General features: G+C 61.4%; 11 protein-coding genes. 3 read left to right on the top strand and 8 right to left on the bottom strand.

Going from position 1 to position 22,051, the window contains the following annotated elements:
* Positions 1 to 8 precede the first annotated feature (8 nt).
* Together ACZ5TO_RS11935 and ACZ5TO_RS11930 are read left to right on the top strand one after the other, a co-directional pair.
* Positions 9 to 2,123 (top strand): cellulose synthase, encoded by a 2,115-nt coding sequence (locus ACZ5TO_RS11935; RefSeq protein ID WP_464798236.1) that lies wholly within the window; start codon positions 9 to 11, stop codon positions 2,121 to 2,123.
* Between the two features lie 83 nt (positions 2,124 to 2,206).
* On the top strand, positions 2,207 to 3,388 hold the full coding sequence (locus ACZ5TO_RS11930; RefSeq protein ID WP_464798235.1) for a glycoside hydrolase family 6 protein: 1,182 nt from the start codon (positions 2,207 to 2,209) through the stop codon (positions 3,386 to 3,388).
* Positions 3,389 to 3,645: 257 nt separating this feature from the next.
* Here the strand turns inward: ACZ5TO_RS11930 and ACZ5TO_RS11925 are convergent, their stop codons facing one another.
* The 6 genes from ACZ5TO_RS11925 to ACZ5TO_RS11900 all read right to left on the bottom strand — a co-directional run bounded on the left by ACZ5TO_RS11925 (position 3,646) and on the right by ACZ5TO_RS11900 (position 10,404).
* Positions 3,646 to 5,841: a TniQ family protein gene (locus tag ACZ5TO_RS11925; RefSeq protein ID WP_464798234.1), complete on the bottom strand. Its 2,196-nt coding sequence runs from the start codon at positions 5,839 to 5,841 to the stop codon at positions 3,646 to 3,648.
* Positions 5,834 to 6,784: a TniB family NTP-binding protein gene (locus tag ACZ5TO_RS11920; RefSeq protein WP_464798233.1), complete on the bottom strand. Its 951-nt coding sequence runs from the start codon at positions 6,782 to 6,784 to the stop codon at positions 5,834 to 5,836. Before ACZ5TO_RS11920 ends, ACZ5TO_RS11925 begins: the two co-directional genes overlap by 8 nt.
* Before the next feature lie 9 nt (positions 6,785 to 6,793).
* Positions 6,794 to 9,001, bottom strand: coding sequence for a hypothetical protein (locus ACZ5TO_RS11915; protein WP_464798232.1), 2,208 nt, complete (start codon positions 8,999 to 9,001; stop codon positions 6,794 to 6,796).
* Positions 9,002 to 9,005: 4 nt separating this feature from the next.
* Entirely contained in the window at positions 9,006 to 9,791 is a 786-nt protein-coding gene (locus tag ACZ5TO_RS11910) for a hypothetical protein (protein WP_464798231.1), read from the bottom strand.
* Positions 9,792 to 9,996: 205 nt separating this feature from the next.
* Positions 9,997 to 10,158 carry a hypothetical protein gene (locus ACZ5TO_RS11905; RefSeq protein WP_464798230.1) on the bottom strand — a complete coding sequence of 54 codons (162 nt, stop codon included), beginning with the start codon at positions 10,156 to 10,158 and terminating at the stop codon, positions 9,997 to 9,999.
* Positions 10,159 to 10,245: 87 nt separating this feature from the next.
* Positions 10,246 to 10,404: a hypothetical protein gene (locus ACZ5TO_RS11900; protein ID WP_464798229.1), complete on the bottom strand. Its 159-nt coding sequence runs from the start codon at positions 10,402 to 10,404 to the stop codon at positions 10,246 to 10,248.
* Between the two features lie 665 nt (positions 10,405 to 11,069).
* On the opposite strand from ACZ5TO_RS11900, the gene ACZ5TO_RS11895 reads away from it, so the two are divergent.
* Positions 11,070 to 12,086 (top strand): hypothetical protein, encoded by a 1,017-nt coding sequence (locus ACZ5TO_RS11895; protein ID WP_464798228.1) that lies wholly within the window; start codon positions 11,070 to 11,072, stop codon positions 12,084 to 12,086.
* A 188-nt stretch (positions 12,087 to 12,274) separates the two neighbouring features.
* Here the strand turns inward: ACZ5TO_RS11895 and ACZ5TO_RS11890 are convergent, their stop codons facing one another.
* Together ACZ5TO_RS11890 and ACZ5TO_RS11885 are read right to left on the bottom strand one after the other, a co-directional pair.
* The gene (locus tag ACZ5TO_RS11890; protein WP_464798227.1) at positions 12,275 to 18,376 is read right to left on the bottom strand and encodes a DEAD/DEAH box helicase; all 6,102 of its coding nucleotides are present in this window, start codon (positions 18,374 to 18,376) and stop codon (positions 12,275 to 12,277) included.
* A complete protein-coding gene (locus ACZ5TO_RS11885) occupies positions 18,373 to 21,774 on the bottom strand; it encodes an STY4851/ECs_5259 family protein (protein ID WP_464798226.1) in 3,402 nt (1,133 codons plus the stop codon). Before ACZ5TO_RS11885 ends, ACZ5TO_RS11890 begins: the two co-directional genes overlap by 4 nt.
* Positions 21,775 to 22,051: the final 277 nt, after the last annotated feature.

Here is a 22,051-nt window from a genome sequence, read left to right as displayed (position 1 = left end):
AGGTCGGGATGAAGTCGATCTTGATGGCGTTCGTCCTCGTCTCTGCCGGTGCGGCCAGCCTGGCCGGCCAGCCTTTTTCCATATCCGACGGCCAGATGCCGGGTCTCGACGCGGGCGATGCCGCAAACGCCAAGCAGCCGCGCCGGCTCGTCGCGCAGGCCGGCAAGGGGGCGGATGCCGGGCAGGGCGCGGACGCGACGTCCGCCGGCCCCGTCGTCGACGAAAGTGCGCTGCGCTATTTCGCGGCCCGCGGCGATACCGCCCGGCTCAATGCCGAGATCGCCCGCCTGCGCACGCTCTACCCCACCTGGACGCCGCCGGAAAATCCCCTTGCCGTTCCGGTCAACGAGGACCGGCAGCTCGAGGCGATGTGGGCGCTCTACAGCCAGTCTCGATATGCCGACGTGCGCGCGGCGATTGCCGAACGCCGGAAGCAGGACCCGCAATGGACCCCGCCGGCCGACCTCGTCGAACGGCTGGACGTCGCGGAAAAACGCGCCGCGCTCGTCGCCGCCTCGAACGGCGGGCGAAACGAGGAGGTCGTGCGGATCGGCGCGGAAACGCCGAGCCTCCTGACCTGCAGCGATGCGGACGTGCTCTGGCGCGTCGCCGAGGCCTTCGCCAGGACGGACCGCCTGCAACGCGCCAAGGATGCCTATCTCTACATGCTGAACAACTGCACGGACGCGCCGGTCCGTATCGCGACCGTGCAGAAGGCATCCGTGCTGCTCGGCTATGCCGACATGCAGGACCTCCTCGCGCGCGAGCATGCCGGAACGGACGGCTCGCAGGAATTCGACGCGATCCGCAACGACCTTGCCCGCCGCTTCGTCGGCGAGGGGGCGGAGGACCCGGCCCTGACGGTCGCGCCCGCCTATCTCAAGACCGTCGAGAAGCTGGTGGCGGAGGAGGGGCTCGCCTCCGATGCCCTGCTGCTCGGCTGGTATCACCTTCGCCGCGACGAGAATGCCGTCGCCGAACCCTTCTTCCGCAAGGCGCGGGCCATCGAGGATTCCGCATCCGCCTCGCAGGGCCTCGCCCTCATCCTGCTCGCCCGCAAGATGCCGGCCGAAGCGGAGGATGTGATGTATCCTTGGCGGACGAGCTCCGACCAGGCGATGCAGACCTATCTCGCCGCGACCGCCAACCTCCTGGCGCTCGACCCCGTGCCGGTGCTGGACGCGAACGTGCTCGGCCGCATCGCCGCGGTGACGCTGGAGCAGAAGAATCCGGAGACCGGCGAGCAGTTCGGCTGGTATGCGCTCGCCATGGATCAGCCGCGGACGGCCGAGCAATGGTTCGCGCAGGTGCTGTCCTGGAAGGCGGACTACGAGCCGGCCGCCTACGGGCTCGGCGTCGCGCGCCTGCGCCTCGACGACATGGCCGGCCTTGCCGCCGTCAAGCAGGCCTGGGGCAAGCGCTCGGAACGCATCGCACGGCTCGGCGAAGGCCGCGGCGAGGAAGACGCTTCGGTCCCGACGCGCCGCAAGCTGCCGGTGGTGAGCGTGGAGACGCAGGAGCGGGCCGAGGAGCGCCGCCCCGCCGTCGAGGAGGTCGCCGTGCGGCTGCAGCGGAGCAAGCGCACGGCGCGCCGGGCGGAAGGCACCGGCACGAGCTGCCGCACCGCCCGCGACCTGCACGGCCTTGCCCCGGGAAGCGCATTGGCGCTCGGCTGGTGCCTGATGGAGATCAACCGTCCGCTGGAAGCGGCGCAGGCCTTCGAGGCGGCGCTGGCGGGCGAGGGGCAGACGCGCAGCGACGCGGCCTACGGCCAGAGCCTTGCTTATCTGCGGGCCGGCCTGACGAGCGATGCCGCCGTTGCCGCCACGAAGGCGAAGCTCGACGGCCGCCGCGGCGGCGAGCTGCAGGCCGCGATTCTCGCCGACAGGGCCGTCAGCAGCTTCCGCGCATCACGCTACCGGGAAGCGCTCGTATTTCTCGACCAGCGCAGGCAGATCGTGAACGAGCCGACCGACCTGATGGTGCTGCGCGCCTATGCCTACAAGAATCTCGGCCTGCGCGCCGATGCCATGCGCCTCTTCGAGGCTCTCGGCGAGACCGGCCAGCAGGACGCCATCCGCGCCCTTGCGGAAATGCGCACCGAACGGGACAGGCGCCAGTGAAACCGGGCGGCCGACAAGCGGGCAGAGGCCTCCGCGTCCCCGCCCGCTTGCGCTGGAAGAGAGCTGCTGCAACCGTCCTTGCCGTGGCCTGTTCCGCGCTTGCAGCGGTCCCCGCCGCCGTCTCTCAGGAGCCGGAAAAACTCTTCGTCAACGACAGGAGCGGCGCGGCCGTCGCGGCGGAGGCGCTGGAAGGGCAGGCGAGGGCGGATGCCCTTGCCCTCGCGCGCGTTCCCTCGGCGACGTGGTTCATGGAGAGCTCTCCTGAGGAGGCGAGAGCGGCCGTCGCCGATGTCATGGACAGGGCCGCGGCGGAGGGTGCGGTCCCGGTCCTCGTGGCCTACAATATCCCTCACCGGGATTGCGCACTCTATTCGGCCGGCGGCGCAAGGGATACGGCCGCCTATATCCGATGGATCGAAGCCTTCGCCGCCGGGATCGGCAAAGGGAAGGCGATCGTCGTGCTCGAACCGGACGGCCTCGGCGTCATTCCCTTCAACCGGAACGTCGACGGCGATCCGGAGCCCTGCAGGCCGGAAGGGGCCGATCCCGCCCATGCCGCGGCGGAACGGTTCGCCCAGTTGAGCCGGGCGGTGGAAATCCTCAAGGCGATGCCCGGCGCCCGCGTGTATCTCGATGGCACGGGCAGCAACTGGCTTCCCCCAAGCGACGCCGCCGACCGCCTGATCAAGGCGAATATCGGCAAGGCGGACGGATTTTTCCTCAACGTCTCGAATTTCGAGAGCGACGACCGGATCACGCGGTATGCCGCCTGGCTGAGCGATTGCCTTGCCCTCGTCGCGGCAGGGGCGCTGGAAGCAAGAAGCTGCCCCAGCCAGTTCCATCCGGCAAACGACGACGACATGGCGGCCTGGGGGGAAACGGACCGCGCCTACGACCGTGCTTTCGCGGCGGCCGGACTGACGCGCGACCCGGTAAGGCAAAAGCACGCCGTCATCGACACCAGCCGCAACGGTGCAGGTTCATGGAACCCGCCGGACGGACGGTACAAGGATGCCGAGACCTGGTGCAACCCACCCGGACGCGGCCTTGGCCGGCGCCCCACGCTCCAGACGGACAATCCCTATATCGACGCCTTCCTCTGGATAAAGGTCCCCGGCGAATCCGACGGCCCCTGCCACCGAGGCACGCCCGGCCCGATCGACCCCGCCCGAGGCATCGCGGCACCGCCGGCCGGCAACTGGTTCCCCGACCAGGCCCGCGAACTCATCCAACACGCCAATCCACCGTTCGGCATCAGCAGATAATGTCCCGATTTATGGGACCTTCAGCGTCTTCATGATTTTATATTGATTTAGAGCAACACAAAAGACCGGATTCTAAGTCAGTGCTTTTCCGTTGAAACACGTGAACTAATTCGCCATTTTTCCGAACGGAGAACCGGAACATGCGGATTTGTCGTGGTCGTGTAACCATAAGAGCGGATTCGGCTCCGCGCCCGAAATCCAAAAAAAGGGCAGCCCATGGGCCGCCCTTTATCAGAAATCACCGCCGTCCGAACACGCTAGTTTCTCCGGGAGCCGAGCAACTTTCGAATATTCCAGTGGATGGCGTCCATGGCAACTCGTGCGATCTCTATGTCCTGCACCGTAAGCAAGCGCAGTTCTGCGATGTACGTCCCTTCCGTCTCAATGATATCGAATCCTTTTAGAGCCGTGAGGAATCGATCCCTGTCCGTGTCAAATGCCCTCCACTCTCGGGTCCGCTTAGCCGAGAACGTCTTCCGGATTACCACGGCATCCGCTTCCGCGAAGACTTCGAAGTAGGTCCGCCGCGATGCCAGCGCGAGTCTTTGAGGCTTCGTTCCAATCGTCGCAGGCATGTGGAAGGCGCTATACCCGCTCTCGTAGCTGGCCTTGAATTTCTGCCACACAGCTTCTGCGGCCGACGATGCGGCAGCCGTTCGTGCCCCGAGCGCGCTAGCGAGTTCTGATCGAGAAAGAATGATCTCGCAAAGGCGCTCGTCGTCTCTGAAGTAGATCGTCATCCCCATCTTTGCGATGATTTCCGGCAGATGACCGGGACTTCGGATGTTAAGATCCTCGCGATGAAGCCACGCCTTCACATACTGACTGTGAAATGCATCGACGGAGGCGCGGGTAAGCCACGCAGCGCTTTCGGGCGGAACCTCCAGCACTCCGACCTTTGCCAAATGGCTGATGGTGCGTGGATGGAAAGAGGTCAATGCGCACGCCTCGACATGTGTCATGTATTCGACAGGTGGCTTCTTCCATCGCAGCGTGCGTTTGGCAGGCTTCGCCATGTCAAGCACATGGAACCGCCAGGAGTACATTCCCCGACGTGTCGGGTCGATGGCTGCGATCTGTAGCGTGCCCTTCAGTACGCGTTCCACGATTTCATAGGGCGGAACCGCTTCTCGCGCGTAGAAGGTGCTCAACGAGTAGACGGCGTGCGACTCCCCGGTCACCGGTAGGTTTTTGAGCACGGACATGAGCTCTTCGACGTCAGCAAGAGGGATGAACCAACGAACGGCGTGCCGGCGGGCTATCCGGCTAAAACCTCGAATGCGCTTGTTCTGGATCAGGCCCCAGACGGTCCAGCGCGAGCAACCCAGAATCGCTGAGGCTTCCTTTTCGGTAATCAGTGTTTTCATGAAGTGATCTACCGCTTCGACTTTCGCTTCATCGAAATATGAAAACCTGCCCTTTGCCGCGACGGGCACGCCGATTTCAGTTAAAACCGCTCTCATCCCCTTCTTGTGAAGCTGATATCGATCCGCGAGTTCCGTCAGGGTAATTTCGCGGTGCCGAATCCCATCGAGCTGTTGCAAGCTTCCTCGACCAAGGCGGCCCGTGCGCGCGAGTACAACCTTTATCGCCGCGTCCAGCAGCGGCATTTGGCGCAACCATTTGACGCGAGTGCCCCTCCGTGCCCATCCGAATGCCTTGTCCGCGCCCTTGTCTCGCAAGTCTTGAGTGGTCCGCTCGAGTAGCCACGTTTCGACCGCGTTTTCGAGGTTCTTCCTGTCGGAGCGAAGGGCCGCAAATCCAGCTTGCCAGTCACCGGAGCGCTCGATTGGCGTCTTCCTTGAGAAGGGATTGGAGAGCAACCTGCCAAGAAAAGCGCAGTGATCGATGACGCGATCGAGATGGAGTCCGTCAAGGAGGGGCCTCTGCATGTACGCTTCAAGGACGCCGAACCTTTGAAGCATGTAGTACTCGAAAGATTCCTCGTCAGGGTGCCGTGACATCGGAACACCGCATTCCAGACCAAAACGGTCGACTCCCACGAGGGGCCAGGTCCATACGTACCGTTTTCCAAGGGCGTTCTTTTCAAGCAGCGGCGCTCTGTGGACAGGGCATTCGCGAAATGATGCGATGTCCCACCAGATCCTGTGGAACTGTGCCTCCTCGACGCAACCGGGACAGAACCGACGAAAGCGCTTCCTGAGCTGATACGGCCTGAGACGCTGCCCGTTAATAAAAAGATTGCCTTTCGATTTCATGGGCGACCAACGCTCGATCAGGGCGCGGTCGTTCGGAGGCATGTCCATTGCTTCTACGAGCCGGGCGGAGCGCACAAGAAACGATCCTCGATGGTCGGGCATGACCATGTCGAGATAGATCCTCGTGGATCGGTGATACTCCTCGCCGATCCGTCGAAGAATGTACCCGTCCGTAGCCTCTCCAACGACTGGGGCGGAGTAGAATGAGAACGCGTCGCTCGGGGTGCTAGCCATCGACCGTCTCCCCGCTGTTCATCGGTACCCGGAAATACTTGTAGGTGTCCTCCTGAAATCTGTCATCCGCCTCAAGCTGGAGATGTTTGAGGCCTAGCGTGTCGGAACCATCGGCGATCGCCATGATCGCGGCGTCGGCGACGAGGTTCATGATCAGGCCGATGACGCCCCCCGAGATTTTCCAGAGATCGTTGATTACATGCTGTTCGCCCAGGACGGACGGCATCCGAAAGGGAAGTCTCTTGTCGATGGATTTGACAAGATTGCCGAACGCGGCGCCGTTCTTGATGATCGGGGGCACGTAGTGCTTCGCGAAGCCGCCCCGCTTCCGGAGATGCCCATTGCCATCCATGTAGTCGTAGATCGACTTTTCCCCGATCAGCATGACGTTCATCCTGTTGGTGTCTACAATACGCTTGAACAGGTCGAAGAAATGGTGGGCATCACGATGGAACAGCATGAACTGGGCATCGTCGAACATCACCAGTTCCGCGTCGGCGCGTTGCAAGCGCTCTACCGAGGCGTCCTTTGCGTCGTCGGCGTTGTGGTAGGTCACGGAGTGAGCGCCCGACCGCTTCTGGAGAAGGGTGGTGACGGACTTGACCGTCGGCGAACCTGGAACCGGTACGTAGACGACGGGAAACTTCTTGTTGCCGTCCACAACTCGCATTGGGAAGCGGGCGGCGTAATGCATGCACGCCCATGACTTTCCCGACCGGATCTCTCCCAGGAGACCGACTACGCGGCCTCTCGAATGTCCGCCGTGCGGGTTCGGTCGATGCCTCCTTCGGATGAAGTCGATCGACTTGTCGAAGGCTTCGAAGGGAACCAGCAGTGACCGGACCAGTTCCTCGCGTTCCTCGTCCGGCAGGAGACTCGCCGCGAGTCGAGCCTCCGTCGTGTTGAACGCCGTGGTGTGAAACTCGATAAGATCATTTTCCATCGTGCCACCTCACACGTCGTAGCCGGCAGCATCGTCGTCATGGTCCTCGACGACGGCCGAAGGCTGTGCCCTTTCCGTGGCGGCGGCACCTGGCACGACCGCTTTTGCGCGAGGACTTCTCGGCGGCTTCGGCCGTGCCGTCTCCGGACTGGCCAGATCCATCAGGTCGGCGCCGCTGCGCAGCGTGGACATGTCGATGATCTTCGCGTCTCCGAACTTCCGCACCTGGGATTCGAAGAGCTGCGCCACCTTGCGCGCGATGTCGTACTTCCGGCGCGAGCGCTTGAGGTTCAACACCTCCTCGGCCATCGCGTCCTGCGCCTCGATCAGGTCGAGCACGTTCTTGAGCTTCTTGTTCTGCTCCCGTCGGTAGTCCATGATCCGCCGATGGTGAAAGAGCTTGAGGCCCGGCGCATACCGCGCGCCGGCACCCTGCGCTAACACCTCGATCATCTTCCCGCGGTAAGGATCCTCGATCCATCCGTGCCCGACGTCGTAGGCGTCCCGCACGAACCGGTAGCGCTTGCCTTTCTTGTGAGCCGGGTTCGTCCGGATGAGGTAGAGTTCCGGACTGGAGTAGTGGATGTAGTCCAGCCGAACGCCGTCCGACTGGACGGTCACCATCTTGGACAGCCCCGCCATCCTGGCGAACATGTCGCGGTCGATGAGCGGGCGCAGCGGCGCCTTCTTTACGCTCTCGACCCAGAGGTCCGCCGGGACCGCCGGGACCGCATTCGTCTCGCCGAGGCCGAGCCGTGGTTCGAAGACATGAATGTTGCAGAAATAGTGAGCGAGAAATCCGCGGAACTCGCCGAGCTTAAGCACCGGTACCGCCATCTCCTTTTCCGGGTCGTACTTCTTGCGCTCGTCGGGCGAGGACGTCGTCGCCCCGGCGAGGGAGTGCACGAATGCCGTGCCGATAATTCGGAACAGGCGCTCCAAGGCCCCCTTCATCCAGGGACTGCCGGGCCTATACTCGACGAGCTTGTACCCGACCTGCCGGGCGGCGTTTTCAGCATCCTTCTGGACAAGCGGCTGCTCGTTGTCGACACCGATCGCCAGCGGAAAGCCGCCGTATGGATACTCCATGCCTTCAGGGAGGTCCGTCTTCTCAAAGATTGCGTGCTGGAGAGCCTCCAGAAAGAGCTGGAACGACGGATTGCCGAACCCGACCGACCATCCTAGCGGGATTGCGGTGAAGCGGTCTCGCAGGACGCAGGTCCAAGGTTTGCCGAAGGCGATGTCGAGCTCGTCGTCGATGATCATGACCGGGAACTGGGCGAAGTCCGCGTCGACACGCTCGAGCGGGGCCGTCGCCCTGATCTGCCGCAGATAGTCGGCGTGCTTGCGCTGCGCAAAGTCCGGTCCGTGAACCAGGAGATCCTTTACATACAGATTGCAGCCTTTGATCGTCCGTCCGAGGAAGCTCTGCTTCAGCAGGAAGTTGCCCTCGTCGTCTAGCACCTGCGGTCTGAGATGTTCGTACTTCGCCCCGTCGCGAACGAGAATCTTGATCTCGGCGCGGACCATCTTCCACGTGCCGAGGGCCGCGATCGTGGTGAAGACTGCCTCCCGCACGAGGTCATAGAGCTGCGAATGAAATCGCTCGGTCCGGTTGCCGGGCCGATGTTTAGGCATCTGGTTCACAAGCCGGTCGAACTGGCCGCCATCGCGATCGAGCTTGAGGCGTTCGAATGTCTGCGTGCGGCCGAGTGGCTTCAGCCCGGTCTCCGCGCTCAACCTGTCCATCACCTTCTTCATTTGCGGCCAGGTCAGATGCTTTCCGCGCGCAACCTCGGCCTCCATGATGGCGTCGATCATCCGCGTCTTCCAGTCGGCGAACGCAATGGCCTCCTCCTTGTAGCTCAGCGAGCTTCCCGGCAGGTTCTTCGTGGGATCCTCTGTCATCGGACGGATCCGACGCTCCGCCTGAAGGTACGCCAGTTTCCAGTTCGAAAGCAGGATCGGCTGGTTCGTCTTCGTGTGAACGAGGTGGAGCTGCTTGCGCGTGTGCGGCGTGGCTGCGATCCAGCCGGCCGACATGGCGGTAACGTAGACGCGCCTGTCCTCGTCGAGAAGCATGAACAGCGTTCGGTCCTTGATGTCAAAGGACTGCTCCGGCCCGGCGCCGGCGCCCTCCGGGATGTCGTGGATGCCGATCTCGTCGAGTGTTTGGGCTTCGCGCAGCCCGGTGGGGATTACGATCTTGTTGGACATGGTTTCATACCTTCCTTGTAACGATGGAGTGGATGTCGAGCGGCATGCTGTGGTCGAGCCGAACCTTTCCTGCGGCGGCGAGCTGCATCACGGCGGTATAGGTCGGATTGAATTCGCCCTTGACCCTGGCGGCTTCCGGCGGCTCGTCGGCGAACCTTGATGTCATGACGTTCAGCGACGCGCGGGCCATGAGCTGCCCGATCGTGGCGGGCAGGGAGCCGTTCATGATCTGGTGCCGGATCTCGGCGATGCCGGGATGCTGACCCTTTTCGTGCATGTGCTTCCAGATCTCGCAGACGTTGCCCCACCGTGGCTGCAGGTGGATGCTGCATTCGTCGAGAAGCAGGTAGGCCGCATCCTTCTCCTCGAGGGCCTCGATCAGGCCACGTGTCCTCGCCTCTACGCGTTGACGACCCTTTCGCTTCTGGATGTTGATCGGCTCGTAGTCGATGACGAACACCCGGCCGTCGGACATCAGCACTGCAAGATCGGGAATTCGGGTCCGCGTCACGACCTTCCCCTCTTCACGGACGCGCCGATACTCGAGGACAAACGGATATTCCGCGACCCGGATCACCTCCGGGGTGACGTCGAGATGGGTGAGATGGTCGGCCATCAGTGGAAGACGGGCGCGGATCATTCCCAGCCGGAAGGCCTTTTTCGTGGGATGGTTCACCGGGATGGTCGGGTGTCGCGTTCGTTTCTTGATTACGCGCGCGGGTTCGTGCCGCGGGCCGAAGATTGCGCGCCATTCGGCGTCGATCGGGTTCTCTCTGGCCTTGAGTCTCATCGGGAAACTCCCCAGAACTTGAGGATCTCCAGAATCGCGATACGACTATGGCCGAACTGAACGTGCTGCCGGAGCCGACGTCTCCGCCGAGGGGAGGGTGCGGTCGCATATTCGTCAAGCAGTGCCTGGTATCCGACGACGGCATCCGTCAGGGACGGTTTCATCTGGGGGCGCACGCTACGTCCGCGAGCCTGGGTGACGGTGTTCATCGACGGGTCTCCTGACTGGCGAGAAACCTCTTCAACGCGGCACGATCAGCCGGACCGAGGCGGGCCGCCTCGCACATGGCTTTCCAGATGTCCGTTGGCGTCGCGTCCGCCGCGACGTAGACGAGCTTCGACTGCTGTTTCGGGCTTTCGATAGACATGACTTCTCCTTTCGCGCCCGATATCCCGCGGCGCGTCGTCGTGTTGCTGGTGATGAGTGGGGGCGTCGTCCGCCTCCGTCGCTGGCCTTAGAGGGAGAGCAACCTCTCACATTCGGCCATCAGGATGGCGTTGAGTTCCGCAGCGGAGCAGGTGTGGCCCGCGGGCTTGTCCGCAAGGTATCGCTCCTCGATCTGCTTGAAGTGGCGTTCGATGTCTGCCTTCGAGCAAGGCTTCTTTCTGGGCATGACTTCTCCTTTCGCGTCCGGCTCCTGTCCGGGACGACGTCGATGTGGCGCTGCGATGGTGGTCTCCTGTCCGGCACTGTGCGGCCGGCGAGACTCACGATGCATATATGAAGGTTCGTTTCAAGCTTTTGTTTTTGCTAAGGATTCGTGCATTGCCCCGGCTCTCCGTCAGCGGTGGCGGACGCAAAGCAAAGCCGAAAACCGGCCTCTCGCCGCCAAGAAAAACCGAAAGGTTTTCGACGGGCGCGAATCCTTTAGCTGAAAGTAATGGTCCATATTCGGCGAGAATAAAGCGACGAGGCAGGTGCCGAGCGGCGTGCTTGCCGCAGGGGCCGAAACGGGCCGAATCGACGGAGGGCGGGCATGAACGAATCCTTGAAAAACGTTGTCAACACTTCCGGAAATCGGAAGCGTCGTGGTCTCAGCGGTGATCCGGTCCTATTCCCATTGTCGTTCTCCTGCTCCGTCATGGGCGGGGCGCCCGACGTGGACGCGCGCGTATATGTTCATGCTCTGTTCCGATTGTCAACAGGAGTTGTAAGAAATTTTATATACCGGCTAAAGTTGCGCATATGACGAGGGCGCTTGACGCCCGTGAAAGGGCGCCCGAGGGTGCCCCGGATCGGCGCCGGGCGGGTGCCAGCAATAAGAAGGCGGAATGCGTGATGGCGGAATGGACGACCGACAAGGGGTACGAGCTCGGCGGACTTCCGGTGTGGTTTCATCCTTTCCGGTTCGACAGATATCTACAGATGCGGCGGGAATTTCCTTCGAATATGCGCAAGCGGATCAAGGACGAGGAAAAGGCCGCGGGAAGGGACGTCTCGAAGGCGCGGATAGACGGTCTGCTCGACGACGCGAGACGGGACGACGAAAAGGCCCGGCGGCGTTCGGACGCGCCGAGCGTCGGGCACCTCTCTATCATTCGCGACCACCATCTGAAGAACGGCGGGACGGTGTACGACATGTCGAAGATCGGCCCCTACCTTGAGGCCACGTGGGCGGATGGCGTCACGCTCGACCATGCCGGACTGAGTTCGTCTGCCGTGTATATGCATTTCGGGGAGACGCTGGAATACGACAAGAACAACCCGGCGAGCCTGATCGAGGGCGTCTATATCACGCACGTGGACAGTCCGGAGCACGGCTGGATGATGACCTTCGTGACGAACTACCCGACTTGGTCGGATGCGGAGGGCCATAGCTTGTCGGTTCTCGAGGCGCACTTCGCGCAGTTCGTGGCTTTTATCATCCCGGACGGCTTCGACGTCGCGTCCGGAGACTACTCGAAGCTGCAGTTGATCGGAGATCGGAAGCTGGCGTCGACGGCCAGCCTCTGGCATCTTGGGCGGCTTGCGGCGAACGCGCTGCTCTACTTCAACCGCTCGCGCACCGACGTGCAGGCGAGCATGACGACGTACAACGCGGCGATCTCAGGCACACGCAAGGCGAACATATTCGAGGTTGGCTTCGACGAGGTGAAGCTGAACGTCGACTGGAACGCCGCCAGGCTGAGGCCTGGACGATGGCGTGTCGCGGACGAGGGAGACAATACCAGGCCGATGACAGTCGAATGGATCGCCCCTCAACTTGTCGGGTCGCCGGCTGCTCACGACGGTGTCGAGAAGGGCGGAGTCGTGCTGGAATTCAAGAGCCGCGTGCGTGTGAAGATCGACGAATGACCAACACGACGGTCTGAGAGGGAGCGCCCTCCGGTTGGACAAGACGTCCAGTCCGGATTCGAGAGATCGCCTGCGTCCGGCTCCGGAAGCTCGGGACATTTTCGTGCGCGACCTGCACATCGATATGCTCAAGGTCAAGGCGAGGAACTTCCACTAGGGGGTGCGGGGTTCAACCCTAGTGGAAGAGATTAGCTGTCTTTAGACGCGACGATGTAAGTCGGGCCGTATCCAGACTTGGCGACAGAGACGCTCGACCGCGAAAGGGCTTCCGCTTGACGCCGTGGCGATGTCCTGAAGTCGTGTGCCACGAGATGCCCGGACGATGTCGTTCGCCAAGCGCCGAAGCCCTGGTCGAATACGATGGTGGCGGATGCTCCCCCCTCGAAGGCGATGGTCATGTATCGCCCGTGTGGCACTTGAGCGAACTGAATCTTCAGATCGATCCCCTTCAGTTTGGCGTACTCGCTCATGACCGCTTCGGCGTCGACGCTTTCCCTCCAGTCATCGAAAATGCGCGAAGGCATGTTGAGCTTCCCTCCAGGTGCGCCAGTCGAAAGCTCGACAGCGACCCCCGCCGCTCCCTTCAGCAAACCTGCGACGGTATCGATGAACATCTTCGCAACGAGGGGCGACCTGATGTATGGATCGCTGTAGGAAATGCCTCGAATGGCTTGCGCCTTTGGTATTCCGACGCTCTCCAGACGAGCCCGCAGCCGGTTTGCCATGCCTCCACCGAAGAGGGAGAGGCTTCGGTCAAGTTCCGTGCTGATCCGCTCGAAGTGGGACGAGGCGGCGGGGAGAAGGCTTCCAAGCTCAACGACGGTAGTCTGAATTTCGGCATTCGTTGAACCCATGATTATCGGTGCCGACATAGGTTGGCCCCATTCTGGATTAGCCTCCCAGGATGAGGAATCTCGTGTTGCCCATACCTTCACTCCAGACTGGGACGTAACCGCGATACCCACGGTCAGACCATTGATCTCCGGGGCTGCGCCGATGCGCAGGGGGCTGCCACCCGCCTGCGCGAACCGTTGTCCGAGATCGTAAAGCGCGAGGCGCCCTGCTGTATCGCAACGCGAAACGAAGCCGTCTGGTATGACGATCACCACCCGGTTGCCGAGGAACCGCCAACGGTCGAGATACGCCGTTGCGGACCATTCGGATAGCCGTCCAGGGTCGGTAGTTTCGGGGAGAAATACGTACACGGTAGGCTTTGCCGTCTCGCGAAGGTTCCGCTCGACCTCGTCCACCACCGATATCGAAATTGCGGCGTCCGGCGATAGGCGGTCCTCTTCTTCCAACGCATCTTGAAAAGCAAGGTGGTTCATCAGGAAGCGAAGTGCTGCCGAGCGGTCCAAGCCCCCGTCTTCGAAGGGTGCATCCGAGACCAGCACGCATGCCGCGCATCCCGTAACGCAACCGGGATTCCGGCACTCAAGCACCTTGCGGGCTTCACCGAGAACTGCAGGGAGACGGCTGGCGATGGAGGCTGAGAAACCTGCGCCGCCCGCAGCCCGGTCGAAGATCAATACCGACCGTGCATGTTGAGCGAGAAGCCCCTCCGATGTCTGGGTGGCGTAGCCCATTTCGTCCGCCTCGATACCCAGGAGCCGCGCGATACCCTCGCGCATCGCGATCACAAGGGCGGTCGCCGCCGGCTTCTTTAGCGATGCGGACGGTTGAAGCTCGAATACGTCGGTGGAGATCTCGTAGCCGAGTTCCAAGTTTCGCCGCACCGCCCAGGCATTGTCGTTTCCCTGGCAACGGGATGCATCCTCGCCCCGTTTCCAGCGGAGGGGTGGATGCTGCGCCAGCGGCGAACCTAGCGTGGGGTCGGCATCGCCATTATCGAGAGCCTGATGATCCGGGGCCGCGCGGCCGCAATGCAAGCATAGCGCATAGCCGTTCTTCGTCTGCCCCCTGTTGCTATAGTAGACCGCGCCCTCACGGCTGCTCCGGAAACGTCCCATCTCCGGAACCGGAAGGGAAGTCCATGGACTCGCTCGTACGGAAACACTCGGTTCCTCTGGAGCGACGTACGAAATGATATCCGTTTCCGCGTGAACCTTGTCGCGGACGTCGACCGAGAACCCGGCCGGCCGGATGTACGAGCGGTTCCAGACAGTCGCCGCACAGACAGGGCACTCCGCCATACGGCTGCGGGCTGTATCGCTCGTGCCGCAACGGTCGCAAGACCAATGATACTTGAGACTCTGGACATCACGGATGTGTTCCTCGCTGGCGGGGCGCTTCCAATTCAGGAGGACGCCTGCCGACTTGTGAACGAGACCGTCGAGCACGATCTCCGACCCCGGCGCATAGTCTCTGATTGCCAGATCCAGCGATCTTTGTGGCCCCGTGAGTCTCTTCATCCGCCCTCCGTCTACCGGGTCTTCCTTCCGCGGCTTGTGAGGCAGGAACGTGACCACACCGGTCGGGAAGCCGTGGCCGGGGAGGAACCCGCGATCTGCAAGCGCGCTAAGAAGAAACTCGTTGCAGAGCCGTTTCAATTCCATTCCCATCCGGCTCTTCCCGGCTTCCTTGACACCTTCGTCCCTTGCGAGCGCGAGCAGGCCGTCCCATTCGTTTTCGAAGTTGCCCTGTAGCTCGTCGACGATCGTTCGCGAGGCATCTGTAAGGAGCGTCTCGCCCTCGAGCACGGAGTGTCGCACGAGCTTCTCGAGATCGCCCGATACAGCGGTCGCCGTTGTCGGAGCAGCCAGCCAGTCCTTGAACATCGAGACCGGCCGCTCGCCCATAAGCGGTCGTGGATCACCAAGCCTCGCCGGCGTTCCCATAAAGGAACCGATCGTCATTCGAAGTGCATCGCCCCCGCGTTCCACCATGAAGCGGCGTAGAAGATAGGCGTTGACATGCCGTTGGACGATGGGGCGGCTGCTCAGGGCAACCTTCGGCGCCGCCATGCTCCTGTTGAGGTAACTGATCGGCGACGTGAACGCTTCGCGATCTAGTGGACGATCTCGACAAAACGTGAAGGCGAGCGAGTACGGCTGGCCACGGCGGCCGGCACGACCTACACGCTGCTTGTAGCTGGCCACCGACGGCGGTACGTTTGTCATCATCACCGTCGATACTGAGCCGATGTCCACGCCCATTTCCATGGTCGTCGAGCAGTTCAGGATGTTGATCTGGCCGTCCTTGAACATCTGCTCATAGCGACGCAGCAGTGAGCTGTCCTGCTGGGCGGAGTGCTCCGCCGAGCGAGCGTAGTCCGCGAACATCGAGACGCGGTCGGTGATGTTGTTCCATGCGCCTCTGTTCCGAAGCGATGCAATGACGTCGGATTCTTCGAGCCATTTCTTTGTGGACGCCCGATCCCTCGTCAGATCGGGGCTTCCGATCAACGGGTGCGGATGACGCGGGAGTTCGATGGCTTCGACCTGCCGACGGGCGCCATGTCGCGCGGTCCTTCCGAGAGGAGTGATCCCGAAAGGGGCGGCGTCGAGAACCCGCCGTGTTAGAGGGCAGAGATAAGCCTGAACTACCGGAGCGATATATGCTTTGCGAAGATCGAGAGCGCGGTGTGTCGGGTCGTTGCTGAATAACGGTTGGAGCTGCTGCCACGCGCGGTCGAAGCATTCGAGGATGTCCGATCGATGTTCGGTATTCGAGACGTCCAGACCGAGGCCGGTTACGAGAAGAAACTGCGGCGTCGATATCGCCTTGCCAGGTATCCCAGGCCATGTCTGACGTCGCCTATCGCCATCGGCAGACACACCAGGCGCTAGTAGAGACCGAAGTTTTGCGCGGGGCGTTATCCAACGCATGACGCCCTGCTGTACATCGACGACCGCGTTGCCGCGGAGGAAGAAGGTGGTCATGGCGTAAAGAAAGGCCCGCCAGTCCTCTATAGATTTTCCATACCGTGAGAACGCGGACGGCATCGTCGTCAGGTCGTCGATCTCTTTAAAACGAAGGCGGGCCAGTCCCAAAGTCTCAACTGAAAGTGCGGTTCTTGGACGCCTCGCGAATTCCCGCATCAGCAGGAAGTCTGCGAGCCGGGCGTTATCATGGAAAAGAGCGTCGTCGTCGCGCGGCTCCCAGACGTCCTTCAGCCAGTTGCTGACTTCTCTCGTTCGGCTCAGGCGTTCGACCATCTCCCCCCAACGGATGCCTTCCATGTTAGGTCCGCTCGCGTCGGCAAGCTTCTTGCGCGCGTCGTCCAGCATGGATTGTAGCGCTGGGATAGGCGTCGCGGCGACCGCGGTCTCAAGAGCCTTGATCTGCGTTTCGAGCCCGACCTTGTCTACGGCGGTGCCCGATCTCATGGAATCCTGGACAGAGTGGTAGACGAAAGAGCGCAGGAAGTTTCGTTCGGCTTCAGCCTGAACTTTAGCAGACATCCGCGCCGTGCCCTGTCGGCTGTCTGTAAAAGACAGCAGGCGGCGGCCTTCGGATGGAACTGCTGCAGCGTTGCCGGAGGCGTCGACACCCTCGAGAAGGATCGGCGCGGCATTGGCGATCATGAAGGGCGCCCCGAAGCGCATGGGGCGAAGTAGCTTGTCGATACCGTTCCTGGATGGGGTGCTGCAGCAAGGGCAGGCATCGCCTTTGAGGTCAGACCCGACAGTGACCGTTTCGGTCGTCGCTGTTGCTTCGATCGTCCATGTCGTGGTCGACAGATGCAAAGGTCGAAACCGTCCGGCCGTGGAAGGACCGATTAGAATCCGCCGTCGAAGTGCCACCTCTGTCGCTTCGTCAGACTCCGCGTTTTCGTCGGCGTCTGCCTCGTCCTGCTCGCGACCAGCTTCGAATTCGAACTCGTCCCTCTCCGCCACGCGTCGCGTCGGCAGTAGCCTGTCGTTGGCAGCATCTTCCTCTGCTTCCAGGACGACGTCGCCGCAGTCGACACAGCTTATGACCTCGAGGACCGGAGCTTTGCAGGTTTGACACGTGTCGCATCGGTCCAGGAAGATCTTGCCGAACAGCCATTCGTCGGGGGAATCCTTGCAGGCCGGGTTAATGCAACTCCATACGCCGGGCACCGCTCGCTCAAAGCTGTGTATGCGCATCGGCGCTAGTCGCTCCTCTTCGCCTGTCCTGGGGTGAGGCCGAGCCGCGGTAGAAAGCAAGGCAAGGAATTCGTCAGCATCGAGGCCGGCTGAACGGCCGACGCGTTCAAACTCCGAAAGGTTTTGGGGGGCCACGAAAAGTTGTTTTTCGATAAAATTCCAAACCGCCTCGTCGGCGGACATCGCATCGAATAGCGACGACGGTGGCAAGTTCCTCAAGGTATCTGCAGGTGGCAGCTTTCCTCGCGCACCGGGACGGACAGGGAGCTGCCTTTTTCCTTCGACTACGTGAACGTTGGCATCCTTGATCCCTGCGACGTCCGCGAGGAAACGCTTCAACTGATTCTGAACGTCGTCGCCGCTACCGATGGTCGCGGAGGTGGCTACGAAATGGACATCCTCCGGCTTGCAATCGAAGGCGAGCAAGACGCGCCGAAGGAGGAGCGCAATCTCTGCGGCCGCTGCTCCGACAAGCGAATGTGCCTCGTCCAGAACGATCCACTTCAGTTTCCCCTTCGACTTCTCGATTATAGGCTGGTCCTCGGAACGCGCCAGCATGTATTCGAGCATCGTGATGTTTGTCACGAGCACGGGTGGCGGACTTTCCCGAAGCTGCTCACGGTCGACCTGCTGCTCGGGGGTGGCTCGGTGTAGACTTGCAGGTTGCGAGTTCGGCAGGTCGCCGTTGTACAGGCAGTATCGGACCTTGCCGTCGAAAGGCCGCGTCCACGCAGATAGGCGCTCCCGCTGGCTCTCGATAAGGGCGTTGAGCGGATAGAGCATGATCGCCTGCACGCCCTCGAGCGGCGCCGACCGACCCTTCGCTTGCGAGACGAGGTCGCTGAGGATGGGGAAGAGAAAGCATTCCGTCTTGCCTGAGCCGGTGCCAGAAGTAACGAGGACAGATTGAGGATTCCCCGTGCTCGAGAGATGTCTCCATGCCTCCAACTGGTGCTTGAACGGCTGGCGCTTCTTCGGGAAGCGGTAGTCGCTGCCATTTGGGAGGGCGTCTATTGCAGCAACGAAGTCCGGATGAAGGACCGATGGATCCACTCCGCCCATGTCGACGTCCGCCGGAACGAACGGATGCGCGCCTTCGACTATGGGCTGCTGCAGCAGGCCTCCCTCTGCCGTGGACGGCGAATTGAACATCGACCGCAGGTGGCCGAGCAACGCGGTATTTCTTACGCTGGACTGAGAGAGGATAGCTTCTGCGGATCTGGCGCGGATGTCGGAGAGAGTGTTGAAGGGCTTCACGCCTGGACCTCATAGAATTTCAATAGATGCGGGTAGGCGCACGACACAAAGTGCGCGTGTTCTCTCAGCGTTTTTCGCACGATGAGTTCTGTCGTCGCTGACAGTTTCAACCTTCCTGCCGCGGTGGCCGCTAGCGCTGCAGGCGCGGCCATGCACTCGAACTCCTCGAAGCTGAAGCGGTGGAAGTCCTCAGGAAGGCTGATAGCCGACTTCTTGAGGTCTTCTAGGACGGGATTTCTCCTTACGGGCGTCTGTGTTTCGTCATCATGCATCCTCTGGCTTTGAACAAACACCTGAAGCACGACATCAAGCGACTGCTTTTCCAGCGGAGGGAACCCGGCGCGAACGAAAACTGAGTCGAGAGCGGGCTCGATTTCAACCAGCTTTTCCCTTAATCCCGTGAGGTGCGTCATGATCATTGGCAAGCGCACGTCGTCCGGCACTTCGGAGAGGGCCGCGTGGAGAGCGTCAGACTCTGAGATTAATACCTGCCACCAGGCTGTTGACGGGATAGCAAGCCACAAAAATGGAAGCTCCTGCTGTAGGGCCCATAAGGCCTGGCGATCTTGCGCTGGTGCGCTCAGAAGAAGTCGCAGGAGAGCCTTCGGTCGCGAAGCGAGTTCCTGCAAGGCGACAAAGCCGGTAGCGGGCATGCCGTTCAAGTTAACGGCCATATCAACGAGCAGACGAACGTCGCTTGATGCAAGATTTCCCTCCGAGAGGTCGTCCAAGGCTGCGCCCACCTCCGCCTTCAATCGAATATATTCGGTCTGGGCTAGAGCTGCCTGTAGCGGCGTCGTGGGATTGTCGCGCATCGGGCGGTTCACTACGAGCGGCCGGGCCACGATATCTGGCCCGTCACGCAGATAGACCAGGCAAGGGCCATGGCACCAATATGGAATCTCAAAGCTCCCATCGGGTTTTCGCTGAAGTAGGTGCTCTTTGGCCGGTTGAAGAATCATCTTCGCGACGGGAAGGGCGCTGAAATTCTCGCTGAACACGACGGCTCCTCCGACTATGATCGGGCGAGCGTATCGGTATTTCCGGAGCCGTATCGGAATCCTTGTCTCGCCGAGAAACTCGAGCTCGAGCATGGCATCCTGATCGTTCATCGGCGCCATCATCTCCTGGACGGCCGGTTTCAAGGCGGCCAGAGGAAACTCCCCAGCAAATCGAAACTGCATGGAGTTCGAACGGTCAGTTCGAGAAGAAAGTGTCAGGGTCGTGGCGTGCGGAGACGCAGCGACGGCACCTCGAAGTGCGGTTACGTCAATTGTCTGCCCGCCGCTTGCCGCAGAGCCGTCTGCAAGGATGATGGCGGCTTCGCGAACTTTCATAGGGACGCTGATCCTGAACGGGCGACCCATGGGAGGATGAAGAAGCGCCTCAATGCGATATCTGGGTTTTCCCGACATCGTAAATTGCAGTTCTCCCTCCGTTTTCTTCAGAGCGGTCATCTCACCCGTGACGTCGACCCGCCATCCGGGAAGCCGCTCGTGAACAATTCGCCCTTCCTGCGCGCCGATCATCTCCCCGACTATACGACCTCCCGATGGAACAATCGCTATCCTTCGGCGCTCAAGCTGGATGTCCGCCTTTGGATCCCGCCAGGAAATTTCATAAGCCCCAGGCGCGGTTATCTTTCGATCCGTGATCGGTCTCCATCGATCGTCCACCGAGCGGATCAGAAGTTCTTCCGGCGCCGGGGCTCGCGTAGCACCTTCGGATAGGATGCCGAGCGTGACTGGACCCGCCAAGGTTTCGATCCCGTCTTCCGAGTGTATCGATACCTCGCCGGCGGACGACAGGATCAGGGACTCCTGGCGGGCGTCCATGTTGGCCTCGATCCGGTAGCGCTCTCCTGCAGCGGCGCCCGGCTTCATAAAGTAAATAGTGCCGGTGACCTCGTGCAGAACCCAACCATCTTCAGCATTCCAAATCCGACCGGGTTCTGTTCCCTCCGCAGGAACGGCTCGCCACTCCCTGGGGACGAGTACGTAAATCCTGCTCGCAGGCAAGCTCGTGGAGCCCGTCTTGATCAGGCGCAGCGTCTTCGGCGCGTCGCCCTCCGCGACTTCTATCGGTAAGAACGACAAGACTGGTGAGCTAACCCCGGCGCCACCCGGCCAGGCGATCGGGGAAACCTCCGAGCCGCTCGTCAGATTGACCGTCACGGTATGGGCCAGGGGCATTCCAACAAGAAGCCTGTCGAGCGGCGTTAGCGACCTGACGCGCCATTTCTGCTGATCTTCCGTCGGAGGCTCGAAGAGCGCGATCTGGCTGGGAAGATAGTTGGCAAGTTGTCCGGAAGGGATTGCTTTCCACCGCCTGGCACTGGAGACACCTGGCAGCTTGCCTGGCGAGACCTCGCCGTCTGCGGTAAGGGCAATCGCCGGCCGCCAGATGCCGGCCTCAAACTTTAGGTATCGGTCCACGGTGATTCCCGAACCGCCCACCTGGCCTGCCTTTTCGACAAGCAGTCCGCTCAGCAGGCGCCTCGCGATCCGGTCGTCGTCGGCCGGCATGTAGATCGGGAGCGAATCTTTCCAGTCTGGGTGCCGGGCGTCGAGAAACGAAAGCGGATCGACGCCCGGCGCCCCCTGATCCGCGACGCGCTTCCATTCGACGAGCTTCAGGATGAGTTCACAGCAGAGATCGATGAAGCCGTCTTGCCGAAACGAAATCCGAATCTCGTTTGACATGTCGCCGGCGAAGCCCCGTACATGGTCACGGTTGCCGTCCGCTAGAGCGAACCTCATCAGTTTTCTGAGATATTCTGCCAGCCAGGATGAACCATATTCGGAGATCACGTGAGCCGAGATGCCGCCTTCGATCGCAATCGTAAGCAAGAACTCTGTTGCAGTCTCCGATTTGATCAGCGAGCGCTTCCAAAAGTCGAGCCCAACCTCGACGAGGTTCCGACGGCGGCTATGGGGAATGGTGCTGAATACGTCCGGCGCAAGGGCATCCCAGCGAAGGAAGAACGATGTCGCTTCGCGCCGAAACCACTCCGCGCAGAAGGCTACAAACAGACTTGCCGCCGGACCATCGTCTCGATCAAGTCGGGATCTCGACGTCTTGAGAAGCGAGCGTGCGCTCTGATATTCGGCATCCGACATTCGATATTGATGGAGAGGACGCCCGTCGGCTGCGGACATGCGGCGGCTCAGGAGAAAAGCCTTCAGCCAGGCAGCAACAGCATCTCCTCTCGAATTTGCCTGCGCGGATTTTCGGAGGTTGGCGAGGACTTGCACCACCTCCATCTGGAGGTCGAACGCCTCGTCTGTGTCGCGGCTATTTAGTTCGCGGTTCAAGGCATCGAGCTGGACTAGATCGTCTCTGTGCCGCGCGAACTCGGTCCTCAGCTCCGCGTCGGTATACCCCCTCAGACGCAACATCTTCCCCCCGGTTGCATCGTAGTTTCCTCAACAATAGTTATCTTAAGTTGAATCAGTTTCGCAATATCTTGCATCACCAATAGTTTGCGGCGTCGATCGGCCGGCGGAAAGTGCCCCGGACGCTCCATGCATCATCGGCGCGGCCACCAGTGGTTCTCGACGGGAGGCAGTCCGCTTGATCCAGCGAAGGTCATCGCCGCCCGTGTCGACGGCGGATAAGCGCGGCCTAAAGGGAGTTCAGGCTGCTCCGGGAAGATGTCGCCGTGAAGAGCATCTT

This window comes from Shinella sp. Sh6, from assembly GCF_055392685.1.
Note: the sequence above shows the minus strand (reverse complement) of the source record. Positions and strands in the feature narration are given on the sequence as shown.

Bases quoted from the DNA above. Each gene is read 5' to 3' on its own strand.
- ACZ5TO_RS11900 (WP_464798229.1), bottom strand. From the start codon at position 10,404: ATGCCCAGAAAGAAGCCTTGCTCGAAGGCAGACATCGAACGCCACTTC.
- ACZ5TO_RS11905 (WP_464798230.1), bottom strand. From the start codon at position 10,158: ATGTCTATCGAAAGCCCGAAACAGCAGTCGAAGCTCGTCTACGTCGCG.
- ACZ5TO_RS11915 (WP_464798232.1), bottom strand. From the start codon at position 9,001: ATGTCCAACAAGATCGTAATCCCCACCGGGCTGCGCGAAGCCCAAACA.
- ACZ5TO_RS11885 (WP_464798226.1), bottom strand. From the start codon at position 21,774: ATGTTGCGTCTGAGGGGGTATACCGACGCGGAGCTGAGGACCGAGTTC.
- ACZ5TO_RS11895 (WP_464798228.1), top strand. From the start codon at position 11,070: ATGGCGGAATGGACGACCGACAAGGGGTACGAGCTCGGCGGACTTCCG.
- ACZ5TO_RS11925 (WP_464798234.1), bottom strand. From the start codon at position 5,841: ATGGCTAGCACCCCGAGCGACGCGTTCTCATTCTACTCCGCCCCAGTC.
- ACZ5TO_RS11920 (WP_464798233.1), bottom strand. From the start codon at position 6,784: ATGGAAAATGATCTTATCGAGTTTCACACCACGGCGTTCAACACGACG.
- ACZ5TO_RS11910 (WP_464798231.1), bottom strand. From the start codon at position 9,791: ATGAGACTCAAGGCCAGAGAGAACCCGATCGACGCCGAATGGCGCGCA.
- ACZ5TO_RS11935 (WP_464798236.1), top strand. From the start codon at position 9: ATGAAGTCGATCTTGATGGCGTTCGTCCTCGTCTCTGCCGGTGCGGCC.